The sequence below is a fragment of the Orlajensenia leifsoniae genome, assembly GCF_004570845.1.
Taxonomy (GTDB): Bacteria; Actinomycetota; Actinomycetes; order Actinomycetales; family Microbacteriaceae; genus Orlajensenia; species Orlajensenia leifsoniae.
The window spans coordinates 365,125-379,079 of sequence record NZ_SPQZ01000001.1 but is presented as its reverse complement, the minus strand read 5'-3'; the positions used below and the strand labels follow the sequence as shown (position 1 = coordinate 379,079).

The 13,955-nt window shown below is 68.6% G+C and carries 14 protein-coding genes; 10 read left to right on the top strand and 4 right to left on the bottom strand.

Going from position 1 to position 13,955, the window contains the following annotated elements; translation table 11 throughout:
• Nucleotides 1–72: 72 nt before the first annotated feature.
• Nucleotides 73–726, bottom strand: coding sequence for a phosphate signaling complex protein PhoU (gene phoU, locus E4M00_RS01885; RefSeq protein ID WP_056166052.1), 654 nt, complete (start codon nt 724–726; stop codon nt 73–75).
• 191 nt (nt 727–917) lie between these two features.
• On the opposite strand from phoU, the gene E4M00_RS01880 reads away from it, so the two are divergent.
• Together E4M00_RS01880 and E4M00_RS01875 are read left to right on the top strand one after the other, a co-directional pair.
• The gene (locus E4M00_RS01880) at nt 918–2,072 is read left to right on the top strand and encodes a sensor histidine kinase (RefSeq protein WP_135118857.1); all 1,155 of its coding nucleotides are present in this window, start codon (nt 918–920) and stop codon (nt 2,070–2,072) included.
• Nucleotides 2,069–2,749 (top strand): response regulator transcription factor, encoded by a 681-nt coding sequence (locus tag E4M00_RS01875; RefSeq protein ID WP_056166058.1) that lies wholly within the window; start codon nt 2,069–2,071, stop codon nt 2,747–2,749. The genes E4M00_RS01880 and E4M00_RS01875 overlap by 4 nt, the downstream gene beginning before the upstream one ends.
• Before the next feature lie 87 nt (nt 2,750–2,836).
• On the opposite strand, the gene E4M00_RS01870 is transcribed toward E4M00_RS01875, so the two are convergent.
• Complete coding sequence (locus tag E4M00_RS01870) at nt 2,837–3,346, bottom strand: hypothetical protein (RefSeq protein WP_135118856.1); 510 nt, start codon at nt 3,344–3,346, stop codon at nt 2,837–2,839.
• Nucleotides 3,347–3,521: 175 nt separating this feature from the next.
• Here E4M00_RS01870 and E4M00_RS01865 point away from each other — a divergent pair, with 175 nt between their 5' ends.
• The 7 genes from E4M00_RS01865 to E4M00_RS01835 all read left to right on the top strand — a co-directional run bounded on the left by E4M00_RS01865 (nt 3,522) and on the right by E4M00_RS01835 (nt 10,200).
• Nucleotides 3,522–4,004 (top strand): CarD family transcriptional regulator, encoded by a 483-nt coding sequence (locus tag E4M00_RS01865; RefSeq protein WP_055820959.1) that lies wholly within the window; start codon nt 3,522–3,524, stop codon nt 4,002–4,004.
• A gap of 99 nt (nt 4,005–4,103) precedes the next feature.
• On the top strand, nt 4,104–5,297 hold the full coding sequence (ispD, locus tag E4M00_RS01860; protein ID WP_135118855.1) for a 2-C-methyl-D-erythritol 4-phosphate cytidylyltransferase: 1,194 nt from the start codon (nt 4,104–4,106) through the stop codon (nt 5,295–5,297).
• Nucleotides 5,298–5,336: 39 nt separating this feature from the next.
• Complete coding sequence (cysS, locus tag E4M00_RS01855) at nt 5,337–6,755, top strand: cysteine--tRNA ligase (RefSeq protein ID WP_135118854.1); 1,419 nt, start codon at nt 5,337–5,339, stop codon at nt 6,753–6,755.
• The gene (gene rlmB / locus E4M00_RS01850; protein WP_135118853.1) at nt 6,752–7,771 is read left to right on the top strand and encodes a 23S rRNA (guanosine(2251)-2'-O)-methyltransferase RlmB; all 1,020 of its coding nucleotides are present in this window, start codon (nt 6,752–6,754) and stop codon (nt 7,769–7,771) included. Before cysS ends, rlmB begins: the two co-directional genes overlap by 4 nt.
• A 31-nt stretch (nt 7,772–7,802) precedes the next feature.
• Nucleotides 7,803–8,576: a hypothetical protein gene (locus tag E4M00_RS01845; RefSeq protein ID WP_135118852.1), complete on the top strand. Its 774-nt coding sequence runs from the start codon at nt 7,803–7,805 to the stop codon at nt 8,574–8,576.
• Between the two features lie 125 nt (nt 8,577–8,701).
• Complete coding sequence (locus E4M00_RS01840) at nt 8,702–9,529, top strand: DUF4397 domain-containing protein (RefSeq protein ID WP_135118851.1); 828 nt, start codon at nt 8,702–8,704, stop codon at nt 9,527–9,529.
• A 32-nt stretch (nt 9,530–9,561) separates the two neighbouring features.
• The gene (locus E4M00_RS01835) at nt 9,562–10,200 is read left to right on the top strand and encodes a class F sortase (protein ID WP_135118850.1); all 639 of its coding nucleotides are present in this window, start codon (nt 9,562–9,564) and stop codon (nt 10,198–10,200) included.
• 10 nt (nt 10,201–10,210) lie between these two features.
• On the opposite strand, the gene E4M00_RS01830 is transcribed toward E4M00_RS01835, so the two are convergent.
• Nucleotides 10,211–11,527 carry a DUF4032 domain-containing protein gene (locus E4M00_RS01830; protein WP_135118849.1) on the bottom strand — a complete coding sequence of 439 codons (1,317 nt, stop codon included), beginning with the start codon at nt 11,525–11,527 and terminating at the stop codon, nt 10,211–10,213.
• 77 nt (nt 11,528–11,604) lie between these two features.
• Complete coding sequence (locus E4M00_RS01825) at nt 11,605–12,705, bottom strand: ABC transporter ATP-binding protein (protein WP_135118848.1); 1,101 nt, start codon at nt 12,703–12,705, stop codon at nt 11,605–11,607.
• Nucleotides 12,706–12,991: 286 nt separating this feature from the next.
• Here E4M00_RS01825 and E4M00_RS01820 point away from each other — a divergent pair, with 286 nt between their 5' ends.
• Entirely contained in the window at nt 12,992–13,912 is a 921-nt protein-coding gene (locus E4M00_RS01820; protein WP_135118847.1) for a DsbA family protein, read from the top strand.
• The last annotated feature ends 43 nt before the right edge of the window (nt 13,913–13,955 follow it).

Below are 13,955 nucleotides of genomic sequence, written 5' to 3'. Positions count from 1 at the left end.
ATCCGGCTCCCGGATGCGGTGGTTCAGGCGAGAAGTTCCTCGCTTTTCAGGTTAAAGCGGGACGAGGCGCGCTCAGGCGCTCTCGGGCACCCATTCGCCCGTCGCCAGGTACTGCACCTTCTTGGCGATGGCCACGGCGTGGTCGGCGAATCGCTCGTGGTAGCGGCTTGCCAGCGTCGCGTCGACGGTGTCGACGGTCTCGCCCTTCCACTTCTCACCGAGCACCTTGTCGAACACGCTGAGGTGCAGTGCGTCGATCTTGTCGTCGTCGTTGCGGATGGTCTCGGCGAGCTCGACCTCCTGGGAGCTGAGCAGCTCGGTGAGCTTGCGGGCGATCTCGACATCGAGTCGGCCCATCTCGGCGAAGGTCGGGCGGAGGCTCTTCGGCACGACCTTGTCGGGGAAGCGGTAGCGGGCGAGCTGCGCGATGTGCGTGGCGAGGTCGCCCATCCGCTCGAGCGATGCGCTGATGCGGAGCGCGCTCACGACGATGCGCAGGTCGCGGGCGACGGGGTTCTGACGCGCCAGGATCGTGATGGCGAGCTCATCGAGGGCCACGGCCAGCTCGTCGATGCGAGCGTCATCCTCGATGCACTCCTCGGCGAGGGCGACATCGGACTCGTTGAACGCGCGCGTCGCCTTGTCGATCGACGTCGCAACGAGTTCTGAGATCTCGACGAGGCGATCCTGCACCTCTCGGAGTTCCAGCTGGAATACTTCGCGCACGTGTGAATCCTCTTGTCATTCGAATGCGCACGCAGGAATGCATGCAGGTAGACGGAGCCCGCGTGGCCCCACCCCATCGTTGCGAGCCAAGGTTAACGGCGGGTGCCGCAGGTTTGAACATTCCCTAAAGTAGACCTCCTGCGAGACGGATGCGGCGGCCGGGTGCTCGGTGGAGACATTACTCTGATGCCATGGATACCACCTGGCTGGTGCTGTTGTCCCTGGCACTCGGGTTGGTGGTGGGGGGCGGCTTCATCGCGCTCCTGCATGTCGCCGAGCGGCGCGGAACGCACGCCGCGACAGTGGTCAACCCGTCGGTGCCCGACGGCATCGCGGAGGTCATCGACGCCCTCGAGACCCCGGCCGTGGTCGTGGATCCCTCGAACAACGTGCTGGCGTCGTCGCATGCCGCGCTCGTCCTCGGGCTGGTGCGCCTCGACGCCCTGGTGCATCCGGAGCTCATCGAGATCGTCGCTCGAGTCCGTCGAACAGGGGAGCCCGTCGCCGAGCAGCTCACCATCGCGCGCAGCCGTTTCGGCGAGTCGAACATCGTGCTCGACGTGCGGGCGGCTCGGCTCGGATCCCGCTACGTGCTCCTGCTGGGTGACGACCTCACCGATTCGCAGCGCCTCGACGACGTGCGTCGAGACTTCATCGCGAACATCTCGCACGAGCTGAAGACCCCGATCGCCTCGGTCGGCCTGCTCGCCGAGGCCATCGACATGGCCGCGGACGAGCCGGCGCAGGTGCGACGCTTCACGCACCGGCTCACCCAGGAGTCGGCCAGGCTCGCGCGCATCACCCAGGACATCATCGACCTGTCGCGGTTGCAGTCCCAGGACGTGCTCTCCAAGCCCGATCTCGTCTCCGTCGACGAGATCGTGGCCGCGGCGGTCGACCAGAACCGCGTCGTCGCCGAGGCGCGCGACATCGTCCTCGCCGTGCGCAACAAGAGTCGGGCCGAGGTTCTCGGCGACGAGTCGCTGCTCGTGATGGCCGTGAACAACCTCATCGCGAACGCCATCAACTACTCCCTGCCGGGAACGCGGGTGGGAGTCGGCGTCAAGAGCACCGACGGTGCGGTCGAGATCGCGGTCACCGACCAAGGAGTCGGAATCCCGGAGGAAGACCTCGATCGCGTCTTCGAGCGCTTCTTCCGCGTCGACGAGGCGCGCTCGCGCAACACCGGCGGCACCGGCCTCGGCCTCAGCATCGTCAAGCACGCCGTGCAGAACCACGGCGGCGACGTCCGTGTGTGGTCGCAGTCGGGTCGCGGCTCCACCTTCACCATCCGTCTCCCCGAAGCACCGATCGACGCCGTCAAGGCTGAAAAGGACCCCCAGTGACACGCATCCTCCTGGTCGAAGACGAGACCGCACTGAGCGAACCGCTCGCCTTCCTGCTCGAGCGCGAGGGCTACGACATGACCGTCGCGGCCGACGGGCCGAGCGCACTGACCGAGTTCGACCGCACGGGCGCAGACCTCATCCTGCTCGACCTCATGCTCCCGGGACTCTCCGGCACCGAGGTCTGCCGCGAGATCCGCACCCGCTCGAGCGTGCCGATCATCATGCTGACTGCCAAGGACTCCGAGGTCGACGTCGTCGTGGGCCTCGAGCTCGGCGCCGACGACTACGTCACCAAGCCGTACTCCACCCGCGAGCTGCTCGCCCGCATCCGCGCCATCCTGCGCCGCCACACCGACGACGACCGCGACGAGGGCACCCTGCTCGAGGCCGGAAGCGTGCGGATGGACATCGAGCGGCACACCGTCGCGGTCGACGGCGTCGTGACCCCGATGCCGCTCAAGGAGTTCGAGCTGCTCGAGTTCCTGCTGCGCAACGCCGGACGCGTGCTGACCCGCGGTCAGCTCATCGACAGGGTGTGGGGCAGCGACTACTTCGGTGACACCAAGACGCTCGACGTGCACATCAAGCGCATACGGTCCCGCATCGAGAAGACTCCGTCGGAGCCGCGGATGCTGGTCACGGTGCGCGGTCTCGGCTACCGCTTCGAGGAGTAGCCCCACCCATCCGCTGCAACGAAGAACGCCCGGTCCTCGTGGAGGCCGGGCGTTCTCGTTTCTGCGGGCGGATGCCGCCGAACGGCGTTACTGGGCGACGACCTCGTCGAGCTTGCCCGTGATCACGTCGATCGGCAGCAGATCGGAGTACTCGGGCAGGCCGCCGTCGAGCACGGGAACCTGGAGGTCCTCGCCCTGCTCGTCGCCGTACTGGAAGTACACGTCCAGGAGCGAACCGGCCTGGGCGTCGAGGTCACGCAGCAGCACCTGCTCGCCGCCCGCCGGACCGAAGAGGGTGGTCTCGTTGGCCGGGGCGTCGATCGTGACGGTCTTCTTACCGCTGGACGACTCGTGCTGCACGGTGATCTCGGCATCTTCGGAGCCGGAGTTCACGATGGTGACGACGAGGTTTCCGAGCTTGCCCTTGTCGGTCACGATGACGGCGTTGCGGATGCCGATCTCACCGATGTCGCCGCTCACGCCGTCGCTGGCGAAGTAGTGGTACGTGGTCGCCTGCGGTGCGACCAGGCCGCAGCCGGCGGTGCCGACGATGATCGCAGCCGCAACGATGACGGATGACGCGATACGCCCTCTCACAGTGCCTCCCAAGCTCTGCGCCCCCCATGACGGGAACCCGTGGCCGGGCGCTATGAAATCCGGTGTCGAGCCTAGCGCACGAGCGGTCTCGCGGGCGCGCGGGGCGCTGGCGGAGGCGAACCTTACCACCATGCAGCCTGTGGTATTCTGGAGGTTGCTGAAGGGACATATATTCATGCTTTTCGAGGTCGGCGAAACCGTCGTTTACCCGCATCATGGTGCGGCAACCATCACCGAAGTCAAGACCAGGATCATCAAGGGCGAAGAGAAGGTCTACCTCAAGCTGAACGTCACGCAGGGCGATCTCACGATCGAAGTTCCCGCTGAGAACGTCGACCTCGTCGGCGTGCGAGACGTCATCGGACGGGAGGGCCTCGACCGCGTGTTCGAGGTGCTGCGTGCCCCGTTCACCGAGGAACCGACCAACTGGTCACGTCGTTACAAGGCCAATCTCGAGAAGCTCGCTTCTGGAGACGTCATCAAGGTGTCCGAGGTCGTCCGCGACCTGTGGCGCCGCGATCAGGACCGCGGCCTCTCGGCCGGCGAGAAGCGCATGCTCGCCAAGGCCCGCCAGATCCTCATCTCCGAGCTCGCGCTCGCCGAGAAGACCGACGAGGAGAAGGCGTCCACCGTGCTCGACGAGGTTCTCGCCTCCTAGCCGGTCGGTCCACCAGATCATCCGAGACGCGTCTCCCCACCACGGGGAGGCGCGTTTCGCATTGTCGGGGCCCGGATGCTCACGCGATAGCCTCGGCTCATGACTGAATCGCCTCCGGATGTCGCCGTCATCGTGGTCGCCGCCGGCAGCGGCACGCGTCTCGGGCTCGGGATGCCGAAGGCCTTCGTCGAGCTCGCGGGCCGGCCTCTGCTCGCGCACGCCCTGAGCGCGGTGTTCGCCCTCCCCGAGGCCGTGCAGGTCGTCGTCGTCGCGCCGGCCGACGGACTGGAGGAGGCGCGCTCCATCTGCGCCGAAGTCGCCGGACCGGCATCCGGGCACCTCACCCTGGTGACGGGAGGCGCGACGCGACAGGAGTCCGTCGCGGCAGGTCTCGGCGCCGTCGTCGATTCGGTGAGCGTCGTCCTGGTGCACGACGCCGCCCGTGCCCTCACCCCGACGCGCCAGCACGAGGCCGTCATCGCCGCCGTGCGCGCCACGGGAGCCGGTGTCATCCCCGGCCTCGCCGTCGCAGACACCATCAAGCGGGTCGACGTCGACGGGCGCATCCTCGAGACCGTCGGCAGGTCGCAGCTCTCGGCCGTGCAGACCCCGCAGGGCTTCCCCCGCGTCCAGCTCGACGTCGCCTACGCCGACGCCGCCGACGACCACACCGACGATGCCGCCCTCGTCGCGGCAGCCGGGGGAGACGTGCGCGCCATCTCCGGCGACCCCCTCGCCTTCAAGGTGACGACGGCCTGGGACCTCGCCCGCGCCGATCAGCTGGTGACGGATGCCGCCCCCGCCCGGCCCGCGGCATCCGCGTTCCGCGTCGGAACCGGCACCGACGTGCACGCCTTCAGCGACGATCCCTCGGAGGAGCTCTGGCTCGTCGGCCTGCACTGGCCGGGGCAGGTCGGTCTCTCCGGCCACAGCGACGGCGACGCCGCGAGCCACGCCATCTGCGACGCGCTGCTCGCAGCGGCAGGGCTGGGCGACGTCGGGGGAGTGTTCGGCACGTCGGACCCCGCGTTCTCCGGAGCCCACGGCGCCGTCTTCCTCGCCGAGGCGCGGCGCCTCGTCGAGGCGGCCGGCTTCATCATCGGCAACGTGTCGGTGCAGGTGCTCGGCAACCGCCCCAAGCTGTCCCCACGCCGCGCCGAGGCCGAGGCCGTGCTGAGTGCTGCGCTGGGCGCGCCGGTGAGCGTCTCGGCGACCACGACCGACGGGCTCGGGTTCACGGGCCGGGGCGAGGGCATCGCCGCCATCGCGACGGCGCTGCTGACCGAGCGCTGATTCCGGGCGAGGCGCGCTGCCGCCGCTAGTCTGGATTCCGTGACCGTGCGCCTCTACGACTCGAAGACCCAGTCGCTCCGCGACTTCGTTCCCCTCGTTCCCGGACGCGTCGGCATCTACGTGTGCGGGCCAACCGTGCAGTCGAGCCCGCACATCGGGCACCTGCGCAGCGCCCTCGTGTACGACATCCTGCGGCGCTGGCTCGACCACGGCGGCAACGACGTCACCTTCGTGCGCAACGTCACCGACATCGACGACAAGATCCTCGCCGGCGTGGCCGAGTCGGCCGAGGAGTGGTGGGCTCTCGCCTACAGGGTGGAGCTTGAGTTCACGGCCGGTTACACCAGGCTCGGCATCCTGCCCCCGACCTACGAGCCGCGGGCGACCGCATCCGTCGATCGCATGCAGCACCTCATCGCCGTGCTCATCGAGCGCGGCCATGCCTACGCGGCCGCCGACGGCACGGGCGACGTCTACTTCGACACGGCGAGCTGGCCGGCCTACGGCGAGCTCACGCGCCAGAACCGCGACAACATGGAAGCGGCGACGGATGCCGATCCCCGGGGCAAGCGCGACCCGCGCGACTTCGCGCTCTGGAAGGGCGCGAAGGAGACCGAGCCGGCATCGGCGTCGTGGCCGTCGCCGTGGGGCGCCGGCCGACCGGGCTGGCACATCGAGTGCTCGGCGATGTCGCAGCGCTATCTCGGTGACGCCTTCGACATCCACGGCGGCGGCCTCGACCTGCGCTTCCCGCACCACGAGAACGAGCTCGCGCAGTCGACGGCCGCAGGCCTGCCGTTCGCGAGCTACTGGGTGCACAACGGTCTCGTGAACGTGGCGGGCCAGAAGATGTCGAAGTCGCTCGGCAACTCCGTGTTCGCCTCCGAGCTCCTCGAAGCGGCCTCGCCTCTCGCCGTGCGCTACCTGCTCGGCCAGGCCCATTACAGGTCGACTCTCGACTACAGCCCCGGCGGGCTCGCCGAGGCACAGGCGGCCGTCGACCGCATCGCGGGCTTCCTCGATCGGGCCGCCCGGCGCCTCGCCGACACCCGCTTCGCGTCGACGGGGGCGATCCAGGTTCCCGATGCCTTCGCAGAGGCGATGGACGACGATCTCGCCGTGCCGCAGGCCCTCGCCGTGCTGCACGACACCGTGCGGGCGGGGAACGCGGCGCTCGATGCGGAGGATCTCGGAGCTGCGGCATCCGCCCACGGCTCCGTGCTCGCCATGGTGCGGGTCCTCGGCATCGATCCGGGAGCGCCCGAGTGGGCGAATTCGGGCGATGCGGCGTCCGAGCAGGCTCTTGCTATGCTGGTAGGTCGCCTTCTCGTCGATCGATCCGACGCACGTACGGAAAAGGACTGGGCGACAGCTGATCGCATCCGCGCGGAGCTCTCTGCGGCGGGCATCACCATCGAAGACACCCCGACGGGTGCGCATTGGAGTCTTGAATCATGAAGTCGAGTAGCGGCAAGTCGCGCGCTGGCGCGGTACGCAAGGGCAAGAAGGGTCCCCAGGTGGGCTCGGGCGGGCAGGGCCGCCAGGCTCTAGAGGGCAAGAAGCCCACCCCCAAGGCCGAGGACCGCCCGTACCACCCCGCCGGCAAGCGTAAGGCGGCGCAGGAGCGCTACACCGCTGCCGGCGGCAAGAACTCCTCCGGGGGACGCACGGCGGCCAATGGTCGCCCCGACACCCGCTCGCAGGGCCGCACCAAGCCCAAGAGCGAAGAGGCCGAGATCGTCACCGGACGCAACAGCGTCGTCGAGGCCCTGCGCGCGAAGATCCCCGCCACGGCCCTCTACGTGGCCGCCCGCGTCGAGATGGACGAGCGCGTCAAGGAGATCCTCTCGATCGCCAACCACCGCGACATCCCCATCCTCGAGGTCATGCGCCCCGAGCTCGACCGCCTCGCCGGCCGCGACGCCGTGCACCAGGGCGTGGCCATCAAGGTTCCGCCGTACGAGTACCCGCACCCCGTCGACCTGCTCGAGGAGGTCATCGGTCGCGGCCAGACGCCTCTGTTCGTCGCCCTCGACGGCATCACCGACCCGCGCAACCTCGGCGCCATCATCCGCTCGACGGCTGCCTTCGGCGGTCACGGCGTCATCGTCCCGGCTCGCCGTTCCGTCGGCCTCACGGCCTCCGCCTGGAAGACCTCGGCCGGAGCCGCGGCTCGCACGCCCGTCGCGATGGCTCCCAACCTCACCGCCGTGCTCAAGGCGTTCAAGGACGCCGGAGTGTTCGTGCTCGGCCTCGACGGCGGCGGCGAACTCTCGCTGCCCGGCCTCGAGCTGGCCGACCGTCCTGTCGTGGTCGTCGTCGGCAGCGAGGGCAAGGGCCTGTCGCGCCTCGTCACCGACACCTGCGACGCCGTCGTCTCGATTCCGATCAGCTCGGCGACCGAGTCGCTGAACGCCGGCATCGCGGCATCCGTCACCCTGTACGAGATCTCGAAGCTGCGCGCCGAACGCTGACGCATGGCCTGAGCGGAGGAGTCACAGCGAGGTGACACAGGACGCGGAGCGGGACCGGCTGGTGCAGCGGGTCTACGCCCGCGCCTCCGCCGACGAGGCCGAGCAGAGCTTCGTCGATCCCGACACCGGCGAACGCGTGAGCATGCGCTCGTCGGTCTGGGAGCTCATGCTCCACGACCGACGGGTGGCTGCGGCCGCTGCGACTCCGCAGGTCGAGACGGCGGTTCCGGATGCCGCTGCCGACGCATCGGTGATGGACGCGGCGCCCAGCCCTCCTCGCGGTGCGAGCCGCAGATCCGGCCGCCGCATGCTCCTCATCGGGCTCGCCGCCGGCGTGCTCATCGGCGCTCTCGCCGTGACGGCGGTCGAGGCCGTCAACCGGGCCGTCCTCGCCGCCCAGCCGCCCACGCCGGCACCCACGGCGATGCTCGAGACCGTGTTCAACAGCCTCGCCTACCCGACGGCGAACCCCGGCGACGCCGTCGTGCTGGGTTACGCCAGGGAGTCGTTCCGGCAGCTCGCGTCTGACATCGTCAGCGATGACGACGTGGAGATCTACGCGGCCATCCGCAACGACGGCGCCTACTGCCTGGTCTCGGTGGTCTCGGGGGTGCGCGCCGTGTCGGAGTGCGCGACGGCGGAGGAGATCGGCGAGCGGGGTCTGCGCATGGAGAAGACGGCCACCCGACGGGGCAACCCCGAGCTGTTGACTCTCACGATCGACTGGGGGCGTGACGGCATGATCACCTGGCACGTCGACGAGGCGGCCTACGGCCCGGCGACGACAGACCTTGCTCCGGGCTGACAGACACCCGGCGGACGTGTCATTCCGCACCGATCTCGTCGAGGGTGCATCCGAAGACCCCCCTTGGTGCGGAAGTAGCAGTGACAGCACTTCTGAGCCCCACGGGGCCCGACACGGAGGTAACTATGCGCACGACCATCCTCGCCACCGGCATTGCCGCCGGTGCGCTGCTCATCATCGGGGCCGCCGCTCCCGCCAATGCCGCAGAAGGAGACGCTCAACTCTCCGTTCTGCATGCGGTTCCCGACGTCACTGTGGACGTCTATGTGAACGACGAGCTGACCATCGACGACTTCGAGCCCGGCTCGATGGGCGGCCCCTTGGCGCTCCCCGCCGGAACATACTCCGTGGCCATCACGGCGTCGGACGCCGCGGATGCCTCGAGCCCGGTGATCGGGCCGGTCGATCTCGCACTGGAGTCGGGAATGAACTACACGGCTGTGGCTCATCTCGGCGAGGACGGAACGCCGACCGCGACGCTCTTCACCAACGACATCTCCACCATCGCGGCGGGGGAGGGGCGGCTGACGGTGCGCCATGTCGCGGCTGCGCCGGCTGTCGACGTTCTGGCCGGTGGCACCGCTGTGATCACGGGGCTCACCAATCCGGATGAGGAGATCCTCGCGCTTCCGGCCGGTGTCGTCTCGGCGTCGGTCGCCGCGACCGGAACGACCGATCCGCTGATCGGACCGGCCGACGTCAACGTCGCCGAGGGCGTCAACACCATCGCCTACGCGTGGGGAAGCCTCGACGATGACAATCTCGCTCTCGCGGTGCAGACGATCGAAGGACTGCACTCCAGCCCTGACAGCATCCCGGCCGGCTCCGCTGGTCTGGTCGCCACCAACAAGCCGTTCGACGCGACCGGCATCTGGGTGGGAGCATCAGTGCTGACGCTGCTCGTCGCAGCCGTCGCCGCCGTCGCGGTGACCCGGGTCAAGGCACGAGCCTGACCACCAGCGTGGGTGCCGCGACGAGGAGAGCAGTGGTCCTCGTCGCGGCGCTCACGTGCGTCCTCCCACTCGTGGGGTGTGGCGCGCCGATGGCCTCTGGACCGGCGGTCTCTGCGCCGACGGTCACCGCTTCGCCGTCCGCGACGCCGTCCGCGGTGCCGCCGACTGCGGCGGTCACCGTTCCTGTCGCCGGGGCCGGGCTCGACCAGCAGATCCCGATCGCCGTGGCTCCCGTTCGGATCCGCATTCCGGCCATCGGCGTGGACATGAGCGTGCAACCGGAGGGCCTGGCGGACACGGGCGCAATGGCGCTGCCTCCTGATCCAGCCGACGCGGCCTGGTATCGCTACGGCTCGTGGCCCGGCAGTGCCGGCGGTGCCACTGTCATCGCCGCTCACGTCGACTCGCTCGACTATGACATCGGGCCTCTGGCGCGGCTCCCGGAGGTTGTGGCCGGCACGGAGATGATCGTCACGACCGAGGAGGGCCGCGAGATCAGCTATCTCGTGCAGGCGGAAGGCATGGTGCGCAAGACCGACGTGGACTGGCCGGCTGTGTTCGACCGGTCAGGGCCACCGCGTCTGACGATCGTGACCTGTGGAGGGGAGTTCGACTACGACCGCCGAACCTACCTCGAGAATGTCGTGGTGACGGCCCTGCCGCAGGGATGAGCAGCCACCGTCACACCTTGAGGCGCCAGTCCTCGTCGCTGTCGCTGGTGGAGTCGTCGTCGCTGTCGCTGTCGCTGATCACCGAGATCGGCACGGTGAAGGCGCCGGTCGGCGGATCGATCATCGTGGCCTCGTCGCGGCGGTGGCGCAGCACGTCGTTGATGTAGCTGGTCACGGCCTCGGCCAAGGGGATGTCGTGGCCGGCGTTCTGCGCCATGTACCAGCGGTGCTCGAGCAGCTGATGGAACACCTCGGCCGGCTCGAGCTTGCCCTTCAGGTCGCGGGGGATGGCGCGAATGACGGGCTCGAAGACGCGCATGAGCCACTCGTGGGCCACCATCTCCTCGTCGAGGTCGTTCTTGCCGTAGGTGGCCGCGTAGGAGTCGAGGTCGTTGAGCAGTCGGCGGGCCTGGTTCTCCTCGGCGTCGAGGCCGGTGAGGCGCAGCAGGCGACGCTGGTGGTGGCCGGCGTCGACCACCTTCGGCTGGATGCGCACGGTCGAGCCCTCATCGGTGGTGCGGATGGCGAGCTCCTCGATGTCGAAGCCGAGCTTGTTGAGACGGTCGACCCGCTCGCTGATGCGCCAGCGCTCCGACGAGTCGAACGACTCGGAGCCCGTGAGCTCCTTCCAGAGCAGGCGGTACGCCTCCACGATGCCGTTGGAGATGCGGATGGGATCGAGCTCGTCGGCGACGCGACCGCCCGCCTCGAGATCCATGAGCTCGCCGGCGATGTTCACGCGGGCGATCTCGAGGTCGTTCTCGCGCTGCCCGTTCGAGAGGCCGCCGGTGTAGAGCTGGCCGGTCTCGGCGTCGACGAGGTAGGCGGCGAAGGCGCCGGCGTCACGGCGGAAGAGCGTGTTCGAGAGCGACACGTCACCCCAGAAGAAGCCGATCATGTGCAGGCGCACCAGCAGGACGGCCAACGCGTCGACGAGACGGGTCGCCGTGTCGGGCCGCAGAGTCTGCGAGAACAGGGCCCGGTAGGGGAGGGAGAACTTGAGGTGCCGGGTCACCAGCGCAGGGGGCAGCGGGTCGCCCTCGTGGTCGACGCGGTTTGTGATCACGGCGACGGGCTCGACGCACGGCACCTCCATGCGCTGCAGCGTGCGCAGCATCTCGTACTCGCCCTTGGCCATGACCTCGGTGGTCTCCTTGACCGCGATGACGTGGCCCGAGAGGTTGGCGAATCGAACAAGGTGACGCGAGATGCCCTTGGGCAGCACGGCGATGTGGTCGTTGGACCACTCGTCGAGGGGCTGGTCCCACGGCAGGTCGAGCAGCGCGGGGTCGGTGACCGCCGAGGTGATGGTGAGGGAGCCTCTCATGAGGATCGAGCCTACCGTTCCGGGGAAAAGCGAACGGCCGGCGGGATGTACCCGCCGGCCGTTCTGAATGGTGATGACTAGTGCGCGATGGCGGTGTGCAGCAGACGCTCGCCGCTCTCGGCGTCGAAGACGTGCACGTGGCCCGGCGTCGGCGTGAGGTAGACCTTGTCGCCGGCGTTCGGGTGGATGCGGCCGTCGACGCGAGCGACGATGTCGGTGCGCTTGCCCTCGATGGTCGAGTGACCGTAGAGGTAACCGTCGGCTCCGAGCTCCTCGACCAGGTCGACATCGACCTCGAGGCCGGTGTTGGCGGTCGTCGAGACGGTGATGTCCTCGGGCCGAACGCCCACGGTGACGCTCTTGCCGGTCGCGCTGTCGAGGGCCTGGCGCTCGACGGGCACGATGGCCGAGCCGAACTTGACGCCGCCGTCGGCGATGTCGGCCGAGAACAGGTTCATGGCCGGGCTGCCGATGAAGCCGGCGACGAACACGTTGTTCGGGGACTCGTACAGGTCGCGCGGGGTGCCGACCTGCTGCAGCACGCCGTCCTTCAGCACGGCGATGCGGTCGCCCATGGTGAGCGCCTCGGTCTGGTCGTGCGTGACGTAGACCGTGGTGACGCCGAGGCGACGCTGGAGCGACGCGATCTGGGTACGGGTCTGAACGCGCAGCTTGGCGTCGAGGTTCGACAGCGGCTCGTCCATGAGGAACACCTGCGGCTGACGCACGATGGCGCGGCCCATGGCGACGCGCTGACGCTGACCGCCGGAGAGGGCCTTCGGCTTGCGGCTGAGGTAGGGCTCGAGGTCGAGCAGCTTGGCAGCCTCGAGAACGCGGCTGGCGCGCTCGTCCTTGCCGACGCCGGCGATCTTGAGCGCGAAGCCCATGTTCTCAGCGACGGTCATGTGCGGGTACAGCGCGTAGTTCTGGAAGACCATCGCGATGTCGCGGTCCTTCGGGGGAACGTCGGTGACGTTGCGCTCGCCGATGAAGATGTTGCCGTCGTTGACCTCTTCGAGGCCGGCGAGCATGCGGAGCGACGTGGACTTGCCGCAACCGGAGGGGCCGACGAGAACGAGGAACTCGCCGTCGGCGACCTGCAGGTCGAGCTGGTCGACAGCGGGGCGGGTACCGCCGGGGTACAGGCGGGTGGCCTTGTCGAAAGTGACTGATGCCATGGGTTTCGCTTCTCCTTCACCGGCAGGTACGTGCCGGACGATCCGTAGTGAATGGATGGTGGTCGCCATCGGTCGACGGTGACCAAGTGTCAGTATTGCATGCAGAGGGGATGACACCGAATCGGGGGGTACCTCTTCGGCCCGGGCGCGGGGATCGGAGCGCACCCCCCATTCAGGCTCCGGTTGGCCAATTCCCAGACTGTCGGCCTACTATCTTCGAGGCGTTTGCCTGCAGCCATCCGCGGTTTTCTCCGCGGTCCCCCGACGCATTTTCAAGCGAGGACCCATGACCAACGGGAGCGACCCCCGTCCGACGAAGAACCAGCGCCGTGAGGAAGCCCGTGAGAAGGCACGCCTCCTGCGCGAGGAGCAGAAGAAGCGCGATCGGCGCAACAAAGTCCTGCTCCAGGGCGGAATCGCGATCGCGATCGTGGCCGTTGTCGCCATCGTCGCGCTCATCATCGTGCAGTCGGTCAAGCCTGCAGGACCCGGTCCGAAGAACATGGCCAGCGACGGAATCGTGATCGGCGAGGGCCTCAAGGCCGTCACCACTCCCGCGCTCGCGGCCGGAGCGTCCCCGACGCCCACGGTGCCCGACGAGAGCGGCAAGGTCGCCAACATCCGGGTGTACCTCGACTACCTCTGCCCCTACTGCAACCAGTTCGAGACCACGAACGCCGAGCAGATGCAGAAGTGGCTCGAGTCCGGCGCCGCGACGCTGGAGATCCACCCCATCGCCCTGCTGAAGACCAAGTCGGCCGGCACCATGTACTCGAGCCGCGCCGCGAACGCCGCCGCCTGCGTCGCCAACTACAGCCCCGACGACTTCTTCGTGTTCAACAGTGCGTTGTTCGCGAACCAGCCCGAGGAGGGCACGGCCGGCCTCTCCAACGAGGAGATCGCCGCCGTCGCCAAGGACGCCGGCGTCGGCTCCTTCAGCAGCGTCGAGAAGTGCATCACCGACGGCAAGCTCGGAACGTTCTCGAGCTGGGTCGAGGCCTCGACGGATCGCGCGCTCAACGAGCCCATCCCGAACTCCGACCTCAAGGCCGTCGGCGGAACCCCCACCGTCCTCGTGAACGGCAAGCAGTACTCCGGCTCGCTCACCGACCCCGAGGAGTTCGCCTCGTTCGTCATCCAGGCTGCGGGTGAGACCTACTCGACGTCGACGCCCACGCCGACGCCGACGGCCACGCCCGCCGGCTGAGCCGTCTGACTCGCTGAACGGATGCCCGCCCTCGTCTCGAGGG